At 65.3% G+C, this 17151-nt stretch carries 19 protein-coding genes and 1 tRNA gene; 8 read left to right on the top strand and 12 right to left on the bottom strand.

Annotated elements, in window-relative coordinates; translation table 11 throughout:
- Positions 1-33 precede the first annotated feature (33 nt).
- Genes AEB_RS14000 through AEB_RS14010 form a run of 3 tightly spaced genes read right to left on the bottom strand, consistent with a single transcriptional unit; the run spans position 34 to position 3995 of the window.
- On the bottom strand, positions 34-312 hold the full coding sequence (locus tag AEB_RS14000; RefSeq protein WP_119084646.1) for an ETC complex I subunit: 279 nt from the start codon (positions 310-312) through the stop codon (positions 34-36).
- A 31-nt stretch (positions 313-343) separates the two neighbouring features.
- Positions 344-2938 carry an ATP-dependent helicase HrpB gene (gene hrpB, locus AEB_RS14005; protein ID WP_231958744.1) on the bottom strand — a complete coding sequence of 865 codons (2595 nt, stop codon included), beginning with the start codon at positions 2936-2938 and terminating at the stop codon, positions 344-346.
- Positions 2939-2984: 46 nt separating this feature from the next.
- Positions 2985-3995 (bottom strand): polyprenyl synthetase family protein, encoded by a 1011-nt coding sequence (locus AEB_RS14010; RefSeq protein WP_119083694.1) that lies wholly within the window; start codon positions 3993-3995, stop codon positions 2985-2987.
- Between the two features lie 65 nt (positions 3996-4060).
- Here AEB_RS14010 and AEB_RS14015 point away from each other — a divergent pair, with 65 nt between their 5' ends.
- On the top strand, positions 4061-4402 hold the full coding sequence (locus AEB_RS14015; RefSeq protein WP_119083695.1) for a chorismate mutase: 342 nt from the start codon (positions 4061-4063) through the stop codon (positions 4400-4402).
- Positions 4403-4421: 19 nt separating this feature from the next.
- On the opposite strand, the gene AEB_RS14020 is transcribed toward AEB_RS14015, so the two are convergent.
- From AEB_RS14020 to AEB_RS14040, 5 genes are all read right to left on the bottom strand, one after another.
- Positions 4422-4751 carry a PilZ domain-containing protein gene (locus AEB_RS14020; protein ID WP_119083696.1) on the bottom strand — a complete coding sequence of 110 codons (330 nt, stop codon included), beginning with the start codon at positions 4749-4751 and terminating at the stop codon, positions 4422-4424.
- A gap of 87 nt (positions 4752-4838) precedes the next feature.
- Positions 4839-6155: a sensor histidine kinase gene (locus AEB_RS14025; protein WP_119083697.1), complete on the bottom strand. Its 1317-nt coding sequence runs from the start codon at positions 6153-6155 to the stop codon at positions 4839-4841.
- Positions 6156-6261: 106 nt separating this feature from the next.
- Positions 6262-6939, bottom strand: coding sequence for a response regulator transcription factor (locus AEB_RS14030; RefSeq protein ID WP_119083698.1), 678 nt, complete (start codon positions 6937-6939; stop codon positions 6262-6264).
- A gap of 80 nt (positions 6940-7019) precedes the next feature.
- Positions 7020-7322 carry a PepSY domain-containing protein gene (locus AEB_RS14035; protein ID WP_119083699.1) on the bottom strand — a complete coding sequence of 101 codons (303 nt, stop codon included), beginning with the start codon at positions 7320-7322 and terminating at the stop codon, positions 7020-7022.
- Positions 7323-7392: 70 nt separating this feature from the next.
- Positions 7393-8112, bottom strand: a complete 720-nt coding sequence (locus tag AEB_RS14040) for an SIMPL domain-containing protein (protein ID WP_119083700.1) — start codon at positions 8110-8112, stop codon at positions 7393-7395.
- A 109-nt stretch (positions 8113-8221) separates the two neighbouring features.
- On the opposite strand from AEB_RS14040, the gene AEB_RS14045 reads away from it, so the two are divergent.
- Positions 8222-10009 carry an ABC-F family ATP-binding cassette domain-containing protein gene (locus AEB_RS14045; protein WP_119083701.1) on the top strand — a complete coding sequence of 596 codons (1788 nt, stop codon included), beginning with the start codon at positions 8222-8224 and terminating at the stop codon, positions 10007-10009.
- Positions 10010-10027: 18 nt separating this feature from the next.
- On the opposite strand, the gene AEB_RS14050 is transcribed toward AEB_RS14045, so the two are convergent.
- Entirely contained in the window at positions 10028-10501 is a 474-nt protein-coding gene (locus tag AEB_RS14050) for a DUF6456 domain-containing protein (RefSeq protein WP_119083702.1), read from the bottom strand.
- Between the two features lie 94 nt (positions 10502-10595).
- Between AEB_RS14050 and AEB_RS14055 the strand changes: the two genes are divergently transcribed.
- Positions 10596-11174: a helix-turn-helix domain-containing protein gene (locus AEB_RS14055; protein ID WP_119083703.1), complete on the top strand. Its 579-nt coding sequence runs from the start codon at positions 10596-10598 to the stop codon at positions 11172-11174.
- 7 nt (positions 11175-11181) lie between these two features.
- Complete coding sequence (locus tag AEB_RS14060) at positions 11182-12363, top strand: glycosyltransferase (RefSeq protein ID WP_119083704.1); 1182 nt, start codon at positions 11182-11184, stop codon at positions 12361-12363.
- Positions 12364-12388: 25 nt separating this feature from the next.
- On the opposite strand, the gene secF is transcribed toward AEB_RS14060, so the two are convergent.
- From secF to yajC, 3 genes are read right to left on the bottom strand one after another with little or no spacing between them, the layout of a single operon-like run.
- A complete protein-coding gene (gene secF / locus AEB_RS14065) occupies positions 12389-13366 on the bottom strand; it encodes a protein translocase subunit SecF (protein ID WP_119083705.1) in 978 nt (325 codons plus the stop codon).
- Positions 13367-13377: 11 nt separating this feature from the next.
- Positions 13378-14982: a protein translocase subunit SecD gene (gene secD / locus AEB_RS14070; RefSeq protein ID WP_119083706.1), complete on the bottom strand. Its 1605-nt coding sequence runs from the start codon at positions 14980-14982 to the stop codon at positions 13378-13380.
- 18 nt (positions 14983-15000) lie between these two features.
- Positions 15001-15321 carry a preprotein translocase subunit YajC gene (gene yajC / locus AEB_RS14075; protein ID WP_119083707.1) on the bottom strand — a complete coding sequence of 107 codons (321 nt, stop codon included), beginning with the start codon at positions 15319-15321 and terminating at the stop codon, positions 15001-15003.
- Positions 15322-15490: 169 nt separating this feature from the next.
- On the opposite strand from yajC, the gene AEB_RS14080 reads away from it, so the two are divergent.
- From AEB_RS14080 to accB, 4 genes are all read left to right on the top strand, one after another.
- Positions 15491-15567 (top strand) — tRNA-Pro (locus tag AEB_RS14080).
- Between the two features lie 105 nt (positions 15568-15672).
- A complete protein-coding gene (locus AEB_RS14085; protein WP_119083708.1) occupies positions 15673-16086 on the top strand; it encodes a holin family protein in 414 nt (137 codons plus the stop codon).
- A 66-nt stretch (positions 16087-16152) separates the two neighbouring features.
- Positions 16153-16587 carry a type II 3-dehydroquinate dehydratase gene (aroQ, locus tag AEB_RS14090; RefSeq protein WP_119083709.1) on the top strand — a complete coding sequence of 145 codons (435 nt, stop codon included), beginning with the start codon at positions 16153-16155 and terminating at the stop codon, positions 16585-16587.
- Between the two features lie 107 nt (positions 16588-16694).
- On the top strand, positions 16695-17150 hold the full coding sequence (gene accB / locus AEB_RS14095; protein WP_119084648.1) for an acetyl-CoA carboxylase biotin carboxyl carrier protein: 456 nt from the start codon (positions 16695-16697) through the stop codon (positions 17148-17150).
- The last annotated feature ends 1 nt before the right edge of the window (position 17151 follow it).

Raw genomic sequence — 17151 nt, forward strand, 5'->3', positions numbered from 1 at the left:
ATTGCAACATGCTGCCGCGCCGACGGCGCAATCTCAGCGAAAATTGTCGGCGTAGGCCTGGATCTTCAGCCGCCGGGGCGGGACATCATGCACCAGGGCATTGATGCCATATTTCTCCGCATAGGCGACGGCCGCTTCCTTGCTGGGAAACTTCAGCTGGACCTGCCGCCGCGTATCCCCGCTGCCGGCCCAGCCCATCAGCGGATCCGGCTTCTGCGCTTCGGCGGGCACGAAATCGAGCACCCATTGATCGGTGAGCGCCTTGCCAGACTGCATGGCGTTTTTCGGGCGTTTGTAGATGCGTGCCTGCATGGCCCCGCTTTCCTTCGGATGCGGGGCAAAATCAAGAGGCATCGAACGCGTTGCGTGTCTTGAGGCTGGGCTTTTCCGCCCATGGCTCCTCCGGCCAGCGATGCTTGGGGTAACGGCCCTTCATCTCCTTGCGCACATCGGCCCAGCTGCCACGCCAGAAGCCCGGCAGGTCACGCGTGGCCTGAATCGGCCGACCGGCCGGGCTCGTGAGCTTCAGCAGCAGCGGCGTGCGGCCGATCAGCGGATGGCTCTCCAGCCCGAACAGTGCCTGCACCCGCACTTCCACACTGGGTGCGTCGGGGCCGGAATAGTCGATCGCATGGGTGGTGCCGGCCGGGCTGGTGAATTCACGCGGGGCGACCCGGTCCAGCCGCTGCCGGGCATCCCAGTCCAGCAGGCCAAGGGCCGCATCGACGAGACGGCCGGGAGGCACATCGAGATCGCGGCGGCCAGCAAGGAGCGGGGTAAGCCATACCTCAGCCCGCTCCGCCAGATAGGCGAGTGAAAGCTCGTCGACACCAGCGAATGCGGCGCGCGCCAGCAGGCTTTTCGGCAGCATATCCGCAAGGTTTTCCACAGCCTTCTCGACAAGCAGCGCCGCCACTGCCACGGCATCGGGCTTGGGATCGGGTCCACTCGCAAGCGTGATGGCACCCATCCTGCGCTCAAGCCGGGCTTCCACGCGCTGCCCCGTCCAGCGCAGCAAGGATCGCCGTTCGATCCTTTGTTCCAGCCATTGCTCGACATCGGCGCTGGTCAGCGGAAGTGCGGCCGTGATCCGCGCCGCCTGCGCCCGGCCCTGCGCATCCCCGATCGCCAGCCATTCGGCAGACGCCAGCGGCGAGGCGGCATCCAGAGCGAAGCCTCGACCGCCGGCAGAAATCCAGCTCTCGCCGTAAGGATCGCGGCGGCGGGCGAGATTGTCCGGCAGCGCCATAGCGAGGAGGATGCCCGGAGGAGGAGGTGCGGCTCCTTCGACAGGCTCAGGACGAGCAGGTTTGGGTCTGGTGTGCGCGCCTCTTGCGGTGGTCCGCTCCCCCTCGCCCTGAACCACTGCCTCAGACCGCGCATCGCGAGGCGCCCCTCCGACCCGCTCGTCCTGAGCCTGTCGAAGGACGCGCGCAGATGCCCCGCCCCCGGCCTGAAGGCTGCGCGCCCGCTTCGCCCAGCCCGCCGCCAGCTTGCGCGCCCCGTCCGCTCGCGCTGAACGATCACCGTCCCAGCGCTGCAGGCGCTGCGCGAGATCTTCCCCGCGCCCGCCGAGCCCACGCTCCTGCAGCAGCAGGGCGAGTTTTGCTGCCAACCCTTCCACCCCGTACTCTGCCCCCGCCAGCACCATGGCCGCCTGCCAGGGGGACATGGGCAAGGCCGCGATCATGCGCCCGCGCGGAGTGATCCTCCCCTCAGCATCGAGCGCATCGAGTGCCCGCAGCCGGTCCTGCGCGGCAGCCACCGCTGGCGGGGGCGGCGGGTCGAGCCAGGGCAGCGAAGCTGGCTCCGCCACGCCCCATTGCGCCAGCGCCAGCACAAGCGGCGCGAGATCGGAGGTGAGCATCTCCGGCGGATCGAAGCGTTCGCGCCCAGCATGCGACGCCTCTTCCCACAAGCGGTAGGCCACGCCCGGCCCCTGCCGCGCCGCGCGCCCGGCCCGCTGCGCAGCCGAGGCTTGGCTGGCGCGGCGTGTCACAAGATGCGTAACGCCCGCCGCAAGATCGAACTCCGCCCGACGCGCAAGGCCGGAATCGACACTTATCGACACACCCTCAAGCGTGATCGAGGTTTCCGCGATCGAGGTGGCGAGGACGATCCGCCGTCGGCCTTCGGGGTCCCGCCGGATCGCGGCGCGCTGCGCCTGCGGCTCCACCTGCCCGTGCAGCGGCAGGATGGGGACATGGGGTAATTTGTCCGCCAGCCGCTCGCGCACCCGCTCGATTTCACCCACGCCCGGGAGGAAGGCGAGGATATCACCCTGCTCTTCCCGCCATGCAGTGAGCACGGCGGCGGTCATCGCATCTTCCAGCCGCATGTCCGGGCGGCTGCCCAGCCACTTGATCTGCAGGGGATGGGCGCGGCCCTCGCTCTCGATCACCGGCGCATCCTCGCCGAGCAGCCGCGCGAAGCGGGTGCCGTCGATCGTGGCGGACATGACGATCAGCCGCAGATCTTCGCGCAGCACGCCCTGAGTCTCGAGCGCCAGCGCGAGGCCGAGATCGGAATCGAGATGCCGCTCATGCGCTTCGTCGAACAGCACGGCAGAAATGCCGGAGAGCTCCTGATCGCCGAGGATGCGGCTGACGAAGATCGCTTCCGTCACCACGAGGATATGCGTGGCGGCGCTCTGGCGGCTGTCCAGCCGGGTGAGATAGCCCACGCGGCCACCGACCTTCTCGCCCAGCAGTTCCGCAATGCGCTCCGCCGCCGCGCGGGCGGCGACCCGGCGCGGGCTGAGCAGGATCACCTGCCCCGTGCACCATGGCTCATCGAGCAAGGCCGGAGCCACGGCGGTCGTTTTGCCGGCCCCAGGCGGCGCAATCAGCACCGCCGAGTTTCGCCCGCGCAAGGCAGCCAGCAGCTGCGGCAACACAACGCGGATCGGCAGATCGTCCATCGAGGCCGCTTCCGTCATCCAGAACCTGCTTCAGCGCCCGGGCAAAGCGCCGCCGGCCAAATGCTCAATACCCGCGGCTGACCGCGAATTGCGCCGCTTCGACCATCGCGGCGCGTGCCTTGCCGTCGGGGAAAATCGCCAGCGCGTCGCAGGCGCGCGCCGCGTAGTGGCGCGCGCGTTCGCGCGTGGCGGCCACGGCGTCGTGCCGGCGGATTAGTTCCACGGCGTGGGCCAGATCCTCGTCCTCGCTGCGGAAGCCGGCGATCGCATCCTTCCAGAAGCGCCGCTCCTCATCCGAACCGCGCGCATAGGCGAGGATTACCGGCAGCGTCATCTTCCCTTCACGGAAATCGTCGCCCCGGTTCTTGCCCATTTCGGCAGTGCCGGTGTCGTAATCGATCGCGTCGTCGACCAGTTGGAACGCAATGCCGAGATTGCGGCCGTAATCGTCCAGCGCCTGCTCTTCCGCCTCGCCACATTCGGCGATCACGGCGGCGATGCGGCTGGCGGCGGCGAACAGGGCGGCCGTCTTCGCGCCGATGATGTTGAGATAGCGCTCCTCGCTCGTCTCGATCCGGCGCTGCGCGGTGAGCTGGTCAACCTCGCCCTGGGCAATGATCGCGCTGGCGCCCGAAAGGATCTTCAGGACCTTCAGGCTGCCGTCCTCCACCATCAGCTCGAAGGAGCGGGAGAACAGGAAATCGCCCACCAGGACGGTGGCGGGATTGCCAAAGACGATGTTGGCCGCTTCCTTGCCCCGTCGGGTTTCAGAGCCGTCCACCACGTCATCATGCAACAGCGTAGCCGTGTGGATGAATTCCACCGCGGCGGCGAGGCGATGATGGCGGGTGCCCTGATAGCCGACCAGCTCCGCGCCGGCGAGCGTCAGCATCGGGCGCATGCGCTTGCCCCCGCCGGCAATCAGATGGCCGGCAAGTGCGGGAATCAGGGGGATTTCGCTCTGCATCCGGTCGAGGATGATGGCATTCACCGAATTCATCGCCGTCGCCGTCAAAGACAGGATGGGCGTGAGAGTGGGCGTCTGCCGCTTCAGCTGGATAACCTCTCCGCTCATATCGCGCAGATGGCCGGTCAGTGCGCGCTTGGCAAGCGCGGAATCCCTGCTAGCGTCCGCCCGTCATGGCCAGTCAGAGCGAACGCACAAACCCCCAGTCCCTGCCCGATGCCGCGCCCGACGCGCCGGCAGACCCGGTGCTCTCCTCCTATCGCAAGAGCATCGACAATATCGACGCGGCGCTGATCCACATGCTGGCAGAGCGTTTCCGCATCACCCAGGCAGTGGGGGAGCACAAGGCGCGCGCAGCCATGCCGGCCGCCGATCCCGAACGGGAGAAGCGCCAGATCCAGCGGCTGCGCAAGCTGGCGGAGGAAGCCGATCTCGATCCCGAGTTCAGCGAGAAGTTCATCCGCTTCGTGATCGAGGAAGTAATCCGCCACCACCGCCGCGCGGCGAAGCGCTGAGGCTCGCGGGGCCCGCGCGTCAGCCGCCGAAGCCGCCCTTCAGCAGAGCGGCACCCAACGCCGCCTCGCTGATCGGCTCGTGGAACTGGCAGCCGTAAACGTTTCGGCTTTCGATCCGGACAACGCGCGCCTGCACCTTGCCCGCTTCGGGAAGTTCGAGCTGAACGGTTTCTCCCACCATCAGTTCGCGCTCCACGCGGACGAGCATGCCGCCGAGAGACAGATTATAGATAAGCGCGCGGCGGTCCCGCTCGGGCATCCATGCGCAGAGGCGTATCGCATAGCGGCCCGCACCCCGCGCACCTGCGCGCGGCTGTTCGGGTTCCATCTGGGCGAGTAATACCGTCATCCGTCCCTCTCGCGGAAGCGAAAGGGTCGCAGCAGATGGTCAATAAAGCGCTAAGGCCCAGGATGCGGTTTTCCTTATCTGGGGTCATCATGCGGCAGCGCGCGGCAGGCGCACGCTGACCAGCAAGCCACCAAGATCTTCGCTTTCGCCCAGCTCCACCGATCCGCCATAAATTTCTACCACGTCGCGCACGATCGCGAGGCCAAGGCCGGTGCCCGGCTGCCCGGTGTCCAGCCTTGCGCCGCGCGCGAACAGGCGCAGGCGGTCAGCTTCGGCGATACCCCCGCCATCATCCTCGACCCAGATCGAGCATTGGGAATCATCCGGGTTCGGATCCACGGTAACGAAAACGCTGCCGCCGCCATATTTAGCGGCGTTCTCAATGAGGTTGCCGAGGATCTCCTCCAGATCCTGCCGCTCTATCGCAACCTGCGCCGTCGCATTGCCCACCAGATCGAAACGAACTGCCGGATAGAGCCGGCCCACCGCGCGCTCCACTGCCTCGGCCACTTCCAGCACATTGGCTCGTGCATGCCCCCCGGCGCGGCGTCCGACGGCGCGGGCCCGGGCGAGATGATGGTCCACCTGCCGGCGCATGGTCCCCGCTTCGCGCAGCACCGTCTGCCCCAGGTCCGGCGCGTTGGCCGTCGCCGCATTGGTCAGCACGGTCAGCGGCGTCTTCAGCGCATGGGCCAGATTGCCCGCATGGGTGCGCGCCTCCTCCGCCTGCCGATCGACATGGGCCAGCAGCGCGTTCAGTTCCTCCACCATCGGCTGCACTTCCTGCGGCAGCGGATCGGTAACCCGGTTGGAGCCCGTGGTGCGGATGCGCGCGATCGCGCGGCGCACCCGGCGCAGCGGGCTGAGGCCATACCAGGTCTGCAGCATGGCCATCAGGAACAGCCCGATGCCCAGCACCGCGAAGCTCCAGCCCACGATCCAGCGGATATCCGCGATCTGCTCGTTGAGCTCCTTGCGACTGCCGGCGACGACAAACTGCCAGTCCACATCGCTTCCGGGAAGGCGGATAGTCCGCTCCACAACCCGCAGCGTTTCGGCGGGGAACTGTTCGGAATCGTAGAAATGCGGCTCGGTATGGGCGACGTCGGTACGCACGTTCAACGTACGGTCCCACAGCGAACGGGATGGCCAGTCCTCCTGCCCTTCCCCGCTGATCTGCCAGTAAAGGCCGCTGTTCGGCTCGAGGAATCGCTGGTCGCCCAGCGGGCGGTTGAAATAGACCTCCCCTTGCGGGCCGATCTCCGCCGATCCGATCATCGCAGTGAGCAGATAATCCAGCTGCTCGTCGAATTGCTGGGTGACCTGCGCCGTCAGCGTGCGGTCGAGCGCAAGGCCGCCGACGAGCAGAAGGATGGTGATCCAGCCCGCCGCAATCAGCATCATGCGCCGGGCGAGGCTCCCCGTGTGCGGGGGAACCGCATCGCCGGCGATGGCAGCGCCTGCGTCAGCAGCGCCGGCTATCGGCGTCGCCTCTGCCCGGGGCGGAACCTCAGTCGCGCGACGGATCGTCGGGATCGTCGAGGCTGTATCCGAGGCCACGTATGGTGGTGATCACATTGGCACCCAGCTTCTTGCGAATGCGGGTGACGAAGACCTCGATCGTATTCGAATCGCGGTCGAAATCCTGATCGTAGATGTGCTCGATCAGTTCGGTGCGGCTCACCACCTTGCCCTTGTGATGCATCAGGTAGCTGAGCAGCTTGTATTCCTGCGCAGTCAGTTTCACCGGCTCGCCCGACAATGTCACGCGGCCGGAGCGGGTATCCAGCCGCACCCTTCCGGCAGTGAGTTCGGAAGAGGCGTTGCCCGATGCGCGACGGATCAGCGCGCGCAGTCGCGCAATCAGCTCCTCGGTCTGGAAAGGCTTCGCAAGATAGTCGTCAGCGCCGGAATCCAGTCCGGCCACCTTGTCGGACCAGCTGTCCCGCGCCGTCAGTACAAGCACGGGGAAGTTGCGGCCTTCCTTGCGCCACATACCCAGCACGGTGAGCCCATCGATCTCCGGCAGGCCGAGATCGAGAATTACGGCGTCGTAATCTTCCGTGCTCCCCAGAAAGTGGCCATCTTCCCCATCCGGGGAGAGATCCACCGCATAGCCGTTCTGCTCGAGCGTCGTCTTGAGCTGCTGGCCGAGAGTCGGCTCGTCCTCGACGATCAGGATGCGCATGTCTTGTCCCCTGCTGTGACGCGGCCCCAGCATGTGGGCGTTCGCCCGAAATGCGTCAACCGGATCGCCGTTCCTGCCACTTATTCAGTGATTCGCAGGATCTTGCCGGTGCGCGCATCCACATCGACATAGGTGACCTGCACGCCCTTGATGAACTTGAGCCGGTAGACGTCGGTCACGCCATCATATTCGCTGGTCAGATATTTATACCCCTTCATTTGGGGCATGATGCGGCGCACGATATCTTCCTGCCGCATGTTGCGGCCAGCTTTCATCTCCTCGCGCGCGCGCTCCTGGTCCCCGCGCGTTTGAGACTGCGCGGAAGCCGGGGCGCCGCTCACGGCCAGCGCGGCGGACAGGAACAGTGCGATAAACTTGGTCATGTGTAGGTTTTGCCTAGCGGCGGGCCATTGAACAAGGCGTGAATATCGCACTGCCGGGATAATTGCCGCGTCAGCGCGTCAGTTCATATTTAACGGTGACGGTGACGCCGGCCTGCACCTGGCCCGGCTGAACCGGGGTGTTCTGCGGCCGAACCGCCTCGGCCGCGACGCGGAACATCGGTGTTGGGGCCTGATGGGAGACGGACTCGTTGATTTCCAACAGGCGCACATCCGAATATCCCGCCATGCTGGCGTAGTCCCGCGCCTGCGCCAGCGCCGTCTTCATTGCATTGCGCCGGGCTTCGGCTCTCGCTGCGCTGTCATCCTCCACCGACCAGTCGGGCCCGCCCAAATCGGTTGCTCCTGCAGCCACGAGCGCATCGAGCACCTGCCCGGTCTTCTGAATGTCGCGCAGCTTGACGCTCACCCGATTGCTGGCCTGATAGCCACGAAAGACCTGGCTGCGGCTCTCCTGATCATAGTCGTACTGGGCGCTCAGATTGATTCCGGTGGTCTGAACGTCGCGTTCGGCAATCCCAAGTTGCTTGATGCGCGCCACGACCGCGTTCATCTGCCGCGCGTTCTGCTGCATCGCCTCGACAGCGGTCTGCGCCTGGGTGGTCACACCCGCGCTGACATTGGCGACGTCCGGTGCGACGTCCACGCTTTCATTCACCGTCAGTTCCACCACCGGGCCGGTGGCCTGAATCTGAACTTCCGCGGCGGAGGCAGGCACGGCCAGCGCGGCAAGGGCGGCGATTGAACCGGCGGTTGCGGCAATACGGATCATGCAAAATCTCCCAAAGGTCTGTGCGATGCTGCTGCCCCCTCGCGGCTTTCAGCGAACTGAACCGCCCGTCGCTTGTGCGCAAGGGCACGACGCACTAACTGCCGCGGCCATGGCTGAAGCACCGATTGTCTCATGGGAAGGGCTGGGCCTGCAGCAGGGCGGCCGCTGGCTGTTCCGTGACCTGGACCTGCACATTGGCCCGCGTGACCGGCTGGCGCTGATCGGCCGCAACGGCGCCGGCAAAACCACGCTGTTCAAGCTGATCGATGCTCAGATAGAAGCTGACAGGGGCAAGCGTTCTGTGCAGCCGGGGACGCGCATCGTGGTGTTGGAACAGGAGCCGGACTTCACCGGCTTCGGTACGCTGATGGATTTTGCGCTTGCTGGTGACGACGCGCCGCAACGGCACGAAGTGGAAGCGATCGCCGGCCAGCTCGGAATCGAAATGGACCGCGCGGCTGAAAGTGCCAGCGGCGGTGAGAGGCGGCGCGCCGCCCTCTCCCGCGCGCTGGCCATGGACCCCGACCTGCTGCTGATGGATGAGCCCACCAATCACCTCGATCTCGCCGCGATCGATTGGCTGGAAGGCTGGCTCTCCCGCTATAAGGGTGCTTTCATCGCGATCAGCCATGACCGGACGTTCCTAAAACGCCTGACACGCGCGACGCTATGGCTCGATCGCGGTGGAATGCGCCGGAAGGAAGTGGGCTTCGGCGGGTACGAGGCGTGGGAAGAGCAGGTCTATGCCGAGGAAAGCCGAGCAGCGGAAAAGCTAGACGCCAAGCTGAAGATCGAAGCGCATTGGCTGGAACGCGGCGTGACCGCCCGGCGCAAGCGCAATCAGGGACGGCTGGAGAAGCTTTGGCAGATGCGGGCGCAGCGCGCCGCCATGATCAACCCCGCAGGCACAGCCAAGCTCGGCCTGGCCACCGACGATGAGGCGCGCACGAAATCTGTGATCGTGGCCGAACACGTGACCAAGCGATTCGGCGAGCGCGTGGTGATCCGCAATTTCTCGCTGCGCATCCAGCGCGGAGACCGGATCGGCGTGGTCGGCTCCAATGGCGCGGGGAAGACGACGCTGCTGAAGCTGCTGACGGGCGAACTTGCGCCCGACGAAGGCGAAGTCACGCTGGCGAAGACTCTGAACGGCGTGATGATCGACCAGCAGCGGGCGCTGATGCAGCCCGACCGCACCGTGCGCCAGATCCTGGCGGAAGGCGGGGACTGGATCGACGTGCGCGGCGTGCGCAAGCACGTCCAGGGCTATCTCAAAGACTTCCTTTTCGATCCGGCCATTGTGGACATGAAAGTGGGTGTGCTTTCCGGCGGTGAGCGTTCGCGCCTGCTGCTGGCGCGCGAATTCGCCAAGGCATCGAACCTGCTGGTGCTGGATGAACCGACGAACGATCTCGATCTCGAAACGCTCGACCTGCTGCAGGAAGTGATCGCGGATTACGAGGGCACGGTGCTGATCGTCAGCCACGATCGCGACTTCCTCGACCGCACCGTCACGGTGACGCTTGGTCTGGACGGAAGCGGCACGGTGGACATCGTGGCAGGCGGCTATGCCGATTGGGAAGCCAAGCGCGTGAAGCGGCCGATAGGCGGCGACAAAGCCCAGAAGCAAGCGACCTCGCCCCCAGCCCCGCCGCCCGCGCCCAAGAGCAGCAAGCTCAGCTACAAGGACCAGCGCGACTACGAACTGCTGCCCAGGCGGATCGAAGAACTGGAAGCTGCCATCGCGCGAGGGGAGGAAATCCTGTCCGATCCCGCGCTTTATACCAACGACCCCCAGCGCTTCGCCAACATCAGCAAGGGTGTGGAAAATGCTCGCGCGGAAAAGGAAGCGGCAGAGGAGCGCTGGCTGGAACTCGCGGAGCTCGCTGAGGGGTGAGGTTGCGCCGCCCGTGCCTCAAGTGATGCGATAGAAATCCGCCACGCGGTCCAGCGCCAGCTTCAGCACCAGCTTGCCGCTGCGGGCAGGCCATTCCAGCGCCTTCTCCGCTGCAGGCACCGTCTCCCCTGCGCAGACCACTCGCCACAGGATATCCTCCAGCCCCTTGCCCGCCGCCCCGATGGCTCCATGAAAGCGCTGGCGGGCCGCCACTTGGCGTTCGGTTGGGGAAAGGCCGGTGTCCGGGCGGCCTTTCACGCGCACCGGATCCCAGCGCATTGTGATATTCGGCGCCAGCTGCGCGCGCTCGTAATCGCAGCGCAGGCGCTCCCCCGCATCGTGGAGTCGGTCGTCGAGATGGCCATGGGCATGCAGCCAGGTAAGCGAGCTTTCGGCCAGATTGACGGTGACGCTCTGCCGCCGCTTCGTCCCATCCCTTCGGCGCGGCCCTTCCGAAGTCAGTTCCCGCGTCACCAGTTCTCTTTGCCGCATGTCCGAATCTCCCTCTGCTGGTTGGCCGCGCCCCTTGCCAAAACAGCAGCCATGTAGGAAAATGCAAAACCAGATAGGTTAAAGGACTTCCGCAATGATCAACCGGATCCGCGACATTCGCAAGCAGAAGGGGATGACTCTGGCGGAGGTGGCGGCTGCGTGCGAGCCGCCTACCACGGCGCAGACCATTGGCCGGCTCGAAACTGGCATGCGCAATCTGTCTCTGGTGTGGATGAACCGGATCGCCTCTGCGTTGGGGGTGGACCCCGAACTGTTGGTGAAGGGCGAAGAGGCTGAGGCACCGAAAGTGGTGGCTCGCCTCGCCGAAGGTGGCGCGGAAGCGCTCCCCTCCCCCCGTGACGCGATCCTGCCGGCCGAGCTTGGCGCAAAGAAGGGCGCGACGCTGCTCTGTCTTGCCGTGGAAACACCGCAGGGCGAATATCGCGCGGGCGATCAGTTGTGGCTACGACAAGTTCCACCGGCGGACGCGGCGAAGATCATCAACCGCGACGTGTTGGTGCCCCGATCAGGCGGTCGCTTCGCCTTCGGGCGCCTGATCGATCGTCAGGGCTCGATGGTCGGCCTGCTCCCCCCCGGCGCAGGACAGCGCCAGATTGTGGTGGACAAGCCGGCCTGGCTGGCGGTCGCGGAGATGCTGGTCCGCAAACTGTGAGAGGGTGATGAGACGGCTGCTTTCCATCTCCACGCTCTATCCCAACGCGCATCAGCCACGCTTTGGCACCTTTGTGGCGCGGCAGATGGAAGCGCTGGCGGCGCGCGGGGATTGGGAGATCACGATCATCAATCCGATCGGCGTTCCCCCTGTGCCGATGGGCCGCTACGGGCGGCTTGCCGAGGCTGCAGTGAGCGGGATCGAGCATGATGTGGTGGTGCATCGCCCGCGCTTCACGCTGATTCCCGCCGTCGGCGGCCCGTTCAATCCGCGCATGATCGTGCGTGCCGTCCTTCCACTGGCGCAGCGCCTCCATGCGCTGGCTCCGTTCGATCTGGTGGATGCACAGTTTTTCTATCCGGATGGTCCCGCCGCGGCCCGCATCGCTGCCGTTCTAGGGCTGCCGCTCTCCATCAAGGCCCGCGGTGCAGATATCTCGCACTGGGGGCACAAGGCCTATGCATTGCGCAAGATGCGCCATGCGGCGGAGCAGGCGAACGGGCTGCTGGCCGTGAGCGAGGCACTGGCCCGCGATATGGCCGCGCTAGGCCTGCCGCGCGACAAGATCACCGTCCACTACACGGGGCTGGACCGCAGCAGCTTCCGCCCGTTGGGTCGCCAACGCAGCCGCATGCGACTGGCGGATGACCTCAAGCTGGCGATCCCGGATGGGGCACCATTGCTCGCATGCGTGGGTGCGCTGATCCCGCGTAAGGGTCAGGGCCTAGTGATCCGCGCCCTGACACGCCTTCCTTCGGCGCACCTCATCCTGGTGGGCGACGGCCCGGACCGTGCGACGCTGCAGGCACAGGCGAACCAGGCGGGTCTTGGCGACCGGGTCCACTTCCTGGGGCTGCTGGATCACACGACGTTGCCGACCGTGCTTTCCGCCGCCGATGCGATGGTGCTGCCGTCGGTCAGCGAAGGACTGGCCAATGCCTGGGTGGAGGCGCTGGCCTGCGGGGCACCGTTGGTAATCACCGAGGCAGGAGGCGCGCGCGAGGTGGTGACTACGCCGCAAGCTGGCCGCATCGTGTCCCGTGATGCGGACGGGATTGCCGGTGCAGTGCGCGACCTGCTGGACGATCCGCCCTCACCTGCCGCGGTCGCGGCCTGCGCAGCGCATTTCAGCTGGGAAGCGAACGCACAGGAACTTTCCGCCTATTACGCACGCTTGCTGCAGGGATAACCGACACCCGGCAGCCCGCTCCACCTCAAACCTCGCCCCGAGCCTTCCGCTCCTGCGCGTCGGCTGCGCTCTCACCCGGAACGAAGCTGTCCGAGGTGACGCCCAGCCAGATCAGGATCGGCGCCGCCATGTAGATCGAGCTGTAGGTGCCGACGAAGATGCCCAGCGTGATCGCCGCCGTCAGCCCGAAGAGGCTTGCAGGGCCGAAGATTAGCAGCGGGATCAGGGCCACCAGCAGGGTCAGCGACGTCATCACGGTGCGCGCCAGCGTTTCATTCACGGAGAGATCGAGCAGCTCGACCACCGGCATGCGGCGATATTTCTTCAGGTTCTCTCGGATGCGGTCGTATACGACGATGGTGTCGTTCAGCGAGTAGCCGATGATCGCCAGGATTGCGGCAATGATCTGCAGTCCGAATTCCAGCTGAAACAGCGCGAACATGCCCAGCGTCAGCGAAACGTCGTGAAACAGCGCGAACAGGGCACCAACGCCGAATTGCCATTCGAAGCGCACCCAGATGTAAACGGCAATCGCCAGCATTGCGGCCAGCAAGGCGTAGAGAGCCGTGGTGCGGAACTCGCCCGAAACCTTGCCCGAAACGGTATCCTTGCCGTCCACCCGCAGACCAGGGAACCGCGATTCGAGGCTTGCGACAATCGTATCGGCAATACGGTCGGCCGCGGCCTTGTCGCCCGACGCTGCGTCCGGCAGCCGCACCCGGATGGAAACCTGATTCGGATCGCCGAAGCGCTGGATCACCGGATCGCCATAGCCGAGATCGCCCACCTGATCGCGCAGCTGAGCGATCGGCGCCTCCTCGGACTGGGTGAAAGTGGCCTGTATGTCGAGGCCGCCAGCGAAATCGACGCCGTAGTTCAGGCCCTTCGTCAGCACGAGCCCCCAGCTCGCAGCGATCAGCAGCACGCTGATGATGTAAAAGGGGACGCGCCACTTCAGGAAGTGGATGTTCGTGTCCTCGGGGACGAGTTTCAGCAGACGCATATCCTTGCCCCTTACAAATTGAGATCGTTCGGCCGCGCCTTGCGCAACCAGCCGGCGACCCACATCCGGGTCATCGTCACACCGGTGAACACCGATGTGAACAGGCCAATGATCAGCACGACGGCAAAGCCGCGGACAGGGCCGGAGCCGAACAGGAACAGCAGCACCCCTGCGATGAAGTTCGTGACGTTGGCGTCATAAATCGCGCGGCTGGCTTCCTTGTAGCCATTCTCCACCGCCGCGATTACCCGCCGCCCCTTCTTCCGCTCCTCGCGAATGCGCTCGTTGATGAGCACGTTCGCGTCCACGGCCGCACCGATAGTCAGCACAAATCCGGCGAGACCAGGCAACGTCAGCGTAGTGTTCATGAAAGCCATGATGCCAAGGATCATGAGCACGTTCAGCACCAGCGCGCAGGTGGCATAGATGCCGAAGCGGCCATAGCTGGCGACCATCAATGCGATGACCAGCAGCGAGCCGATGCCCATGGCGATCAGGCCTTTGCGGATGGAATCGGCGCCAAGATCGGGCCCCACCGTCCGCTCCTCCACCACGGTCAGGTCCACCGGCAAGGCGCCCGATCGCAGCGAAATCGCCAGCTGGTTTGCGCTTTCCACCGTGAAGCTGCCGGAGATCTGCGCCGTGCCACCCAGGATGGGCTCGTTGATGTTGGGCGCGGACAGCACCTGTCCATCAAGAATAATGGCAAAGGGCTTGCCGACGTTCTGGCTGGTTAGCTCGGCAAAGCGACGCGAGCCCTGCGGATCGAAAGTGATCGTTACGATCGGCTCGTTCGTCTGGGAGTTGTAGCTCTGCTGCGCGTTGGTCAGCGAATCGCCGCGAATGCCGCCGAGCCGCTTCACCGCAATCGCGGTTCCGGCAAATGGCGTTCCGGGCGCGTAAGGGACGATCTCGCTGCCGGGGGGCGCGATGCCCTGCTGTACATCGCTCTGCAGCGCGGTCTGGTCGACCAGCTTGAACTCGAGCTTGGCGGTTTGCCCCAGCAGATCCTTCAGCTGCTGCGGATCCTGCAAGCCAGGCACCTGCACCACGATCCGATCGTCACCCTGGCGGATGATGGTCGGTTCGCGCGTGCCGAGCGCATCAATGCGCTTGCGCACGACCTCCGTGGCGCTGTCCATGGCCTGCGTCACCGCAAGGTCCAGCCCGGCCTGCGTTTGCGAGAGCACGAACCGGCTCCCGTCCACCACCTGGATAGTCCAGTCCCGCTGCCCGGTTAGGCCGGCTCCGGTCGTCAGCGGCTCGATCAGCCCGCGTGCCGCATCAACCTGACCGGGATCTTCGAGCAGGAAGGACAGCCGCCCGCCGGACGTTGAAATGTCGCCAATGCGAATTCGCGGCTCCGCATCGCGCAGCGCGGATCGAACCGATTCCTCCATCGTTTCCAGCCGCTGCCGCGCGACTTGCGCCGGATCGGCCTCCAGCAAGATGTGGCTGCCGCCGGCAAGGTCGAGCCCGAGGCTGATTTCGGGATCTGGCAGCGATGCCGGCCAACGTCCGCTGGACAGCGAAACGATGGAAGGCAGCGTCGCAAGAATCGCCGCCAGAGTGACAAGCCAGAGGAAGACGCGCTTCCAGGGGGGAAAATCGAGCATGGTCCTCCGGACGCCTGATCAGTCGTTTGCCGGCTTGCCGCTGACGGGCACGATGTCGCCGATCGTGGACTTCACCACCTTCACCCGCACGCCCTGCGCAATTTCCAGTTCGGCGTAGTCGTCATCGACTCGCACCACCTTGCCCAGAACGCCGCCGGCGGTGACAACCTGATCACCCTTCTTGACCGATGCGATCTTCGCCTGATGCTCCTTCTGCCGCTTCATCTGCGGCCGGATGATCAGAAACCAGAAGATCAGCACCATGCCGATGATCGGGAGGAATTGCACCCATCCTGGGGGTGCGGCCCCGGCTGCGCCGGCGGCAAGGAAATCAAGCATCGTATCGCCTATCAGGACGGAAAATCCGAGTGGTTCTGCAATGCCGGAAGGAACTGTGGCCAGCCCTCCCGGCCCGTGGCCGCCGCGCCTAGCAGCAAAGCCAGGGGGTGGCAATCAGGGGTGCTTGCCTTGCCGGAAAGAGCCCCCTATAGGCGCCCCTCCACTGGCTCGGGACGTAGCGCAGCCTGGTAGCGCATCACACTGGGGGTGTGGGGGTCGCTGGTTCGAATCCAGTCGTCCCGACCAGTGGTTTCCCCCCTCATGAACGCGCGGCGCCGATCGCCTTATATGCGTTTCCTACATTGAGAGATGTGGCTAGCTCCTCCGGCGAATTTTCACCGGAGAACTCGCATGGCGATATTGGACACGCTCATCGGCCCCATTGCCTCCATCATCGACAAGGTCATTCCCGACAAGGCGGCGCGCGAACAGGCAAAGCTGGAACTGGTACGGCTGCAGGGTACGCAGGAACTGCAAGCGATCCAGGCGCAACTTTCGGCGATCGTGGCCGAAGCCAATTCCCACGATCCCTGGACCAGCCGGGCGCGGCCCAGTTTTCTCTATGTGATGTATGCAATGCTGTTGTGGGCGCTGCCGATGGGCGTGCTCGCGGCGTTCAACCCCGTTGCCGCGAACGAAATCGCCCGGGGCATGAACGCCTATCTCAACGGACTGCCAGAGCCGCTCTACGCGCTTTTCGGCACCGGCTACCTTGGCTACACGGCAGCGCGGCAGTGGGGCAAGCGCCAGGGTTCGGACAAATAGCGCGGGCCCCTTTGCCCTCGGCTTCCTTGGCGCTATGCCGCCCGCAAGCGCCAAGGAGCATACTAAATGTCCGACACCGTCTACGTGCTGAACGGTCCCAACCTCAATCTCCTCGGGCTCCGCGAGCCTGAGATCTACGGCTCCGATACGCTGGACGATATTGCTGGCCGGCTGGAAGATCGCGCGGGCCAGCTCGGCCTTTCAATCGAAATGCGCCAGTCGAACCACGAGGGTCATTTGTGCGACTGGCTGCACGAGGCGCAGGCGGAAGGCGCAAAAGCCGTGCTGCTGAACGCCGGCGCGCTGACGCACACTAGCCTCGCCCTCTACGATGCGATCCGCTCCATCCGCACTCCGGTGATCGAAGTGCACATCTCCAATCCCCATGCGCGCGAGGCGTATCGCCATAAGAGCTACGTGGGGATGGCGGCCCGGGGAACGATCGCCGGCTTCGGCGCGTATGGCTATGAACTCGCGCTGGAGGCGGCAGCGAGGATGTGAGCGCTGCCACGCCCCCTCTTGCCTTGCCGACCGGCAAAACGCATAGGCCCTCCCCTGCGAAGTCAGCCGAAGAGGACTGAATGGCCGATAACAAGGGCGCTACAGGCATGAAGATTGACACACAGCTCGTACGTGAGCTGGCAGACATGCTGGCCGAAACTGGTCTCACCGAGATCGAGGTGGAAGACGGCGATCGCAAGATCCGCGTCTCGCGCGGGGGCACGGTTGTGGCCGCTGCGGCTCCGGCAATGGCAGCCCCGATGCTGCCGGCTGGCGGCGGCGAAGCCGCGGCTCCGGCGACGCCCGCCCCGGATGCGGGCGCTGCGCCGGCAAACGCGATCAAGTCGCCCATGGTCGGCACCGTCTATCTCGCCGCCGAACCCGGCACCCCCCCCTTCGTGAAGGTGGGCGATGCGGTGAAGGCCGGCGATACGCTGGTCATCGTCGAGGCGATGAAGGTGATGAATCCCATCACCGCCCCCGCCAGTGGCACGGTGCAGCAGATTCTGGTCGAGAACGCGCAGCCGGTCGAATATGACCAGCCGCTGATCGTGGTCGCCTGAG

It is taken from the genome of Altererythrobacter sp. B11 (genome assembly GCF_003569745.1).
Lineage (GTDB): Bacteria > Pseudomonadota > Alphaproteobacteria > Sphingomonadales > Sphingomonadaceae > Croceibacterium_C.

Excerpts from the sequence above, each read along its gene's own strand:
- AEB_RS14040 (WP_119083700.1), bottom strand. The coding sequence starts at position 8,112 with ATGATCCGTATTGCCGCAACCGCCGGTTCAATCGCCGCCCTTGCCGCG.
- yajC (WP_119083707.1), bottom strand. The coding sequence starts at position 15,321 with ATGCTTGATTTCCTTGCCGCCGGCGCAGCCGGGGCCGCACCCCCAGGA.
- AEB_RS14030 (WP_119083698.1), bottom strand. The coding sequence starts at position 6,939 with ATGCGCATCCTGATCGTCGAGGACGAGCCGACTCTCGGCCAGCAGCTC.
- AEB_RS14055 (WP_119083703.1), top strand. The coding sequence starts at position 10,596 with ATGATCAACCGGATCCGCGACATTCGCAAGCAGAAGGGGATGACTCTG.
- AEB_RS14085 (WP_119083708.1), top strand. The coding sequence starts at position 15,673 with ATGGCGATATTGGACACGCTCATCGGCCCCATTGCCTCCATCATCGAC.
- AEB_RS14010 (WP_119083694.1), bottom strand. The coding sequence starts at position 3,995 with ATGAGCGGAGAGGTTATCCAGCTGAAGCGGCAGACGCCCACTCTCACG.
- AEB_RS14000 (WP_119084646.1), bottom strand. The coding sequence starts at position 312 with ATGCAGGCACGCATCTACAAACGCCCGAAAAACGCCATGCAGTCTGGC.
- hrpB (WP_231958744.1), bottom strand. The coding sequence starts at position 2,938 with ATGACGGAAGCGGCCTCGATGGACGATCTGCCGATCCGCGTTGTGTTG.
- AEB_RS14060 (WP_119083704.1), top strand. The coding sequence starts at position 11,182 with ATGAGACGGCTGCTTTCCATCTCCACGCTCTATCCCAACGCGCATCAG.
- secD (WP_119083706.1), bottom strand. The coding sequence starts at position 14,982 with ATGCTCGATTTTCCCCCCTGGAAGCGCGTCTTCCTCTGGCTTGTCACT.
- AEB_RS14045 (WP_119083701.1), top strand. The coding sequence starts at position 8,222 with ATGGCTGAAGCACCGATTGTCTCATGGGAAGGGCTGGGCCTGCAGCAG.
- AEB_RS14035 (WP_119083699.1), bottom strand. The coding sequence starts at position 7,322 with ATGACCAAGTTTATCGCACTGTTCCTGTCCGCCGCGCTGGCCGTGAGC.
- secF (WP_119083705.1), bottom strand. The coding sequence starts at position 13,366 with ATGCGTCTGCTGAAACTCGTCCCCGAGGACACGAACATCCACTTCCTG.
- accB (WP_119084648.1), top strand. The coding sequence starts at position 16,695 with ATGAAGATTGACACACAGCTCGTACGTGAGCTGGCAGACATGCTGGCC.
- aroQ (WP_119083709.1), top strand. The coding sequence starts at position 16,153 with ATGTCCGACACCGTCTACGTGCTGAACGGTCCCAACCTCAATCTCCTC.
- AEB_RS14050 (WP_119083702.1), bottom strand. The coding sequence starts at position 10,501 with ATGCGGCAAAGAGAACTGGTGACGCGGGAACTGACTTCGGAAGGGCCG.
- AEB_RS14025 (WP_119083697.1), bottom strand. The coding sequence starts at position 6,155 with ATGATGCTGATTGCGGCGGGCTGGATCACCATCCTTCTGCTCGTCGGC.
- AEB_RS14015 (WP_119083695.1), top strand. The coding sequence starts at position 4,061 with ATGGCCAGTCAGAGCGAACGCACAAACCCCCAGTCCCTGCCCGATGCC.
- AEB_RS14020 (WP_119083696.1), bottom strand. The coding sequence starts at position 4,751 with ATGACGGTATTACTCGCCCAGATGGAACCCGAACAGCCGCGCGCAGGT.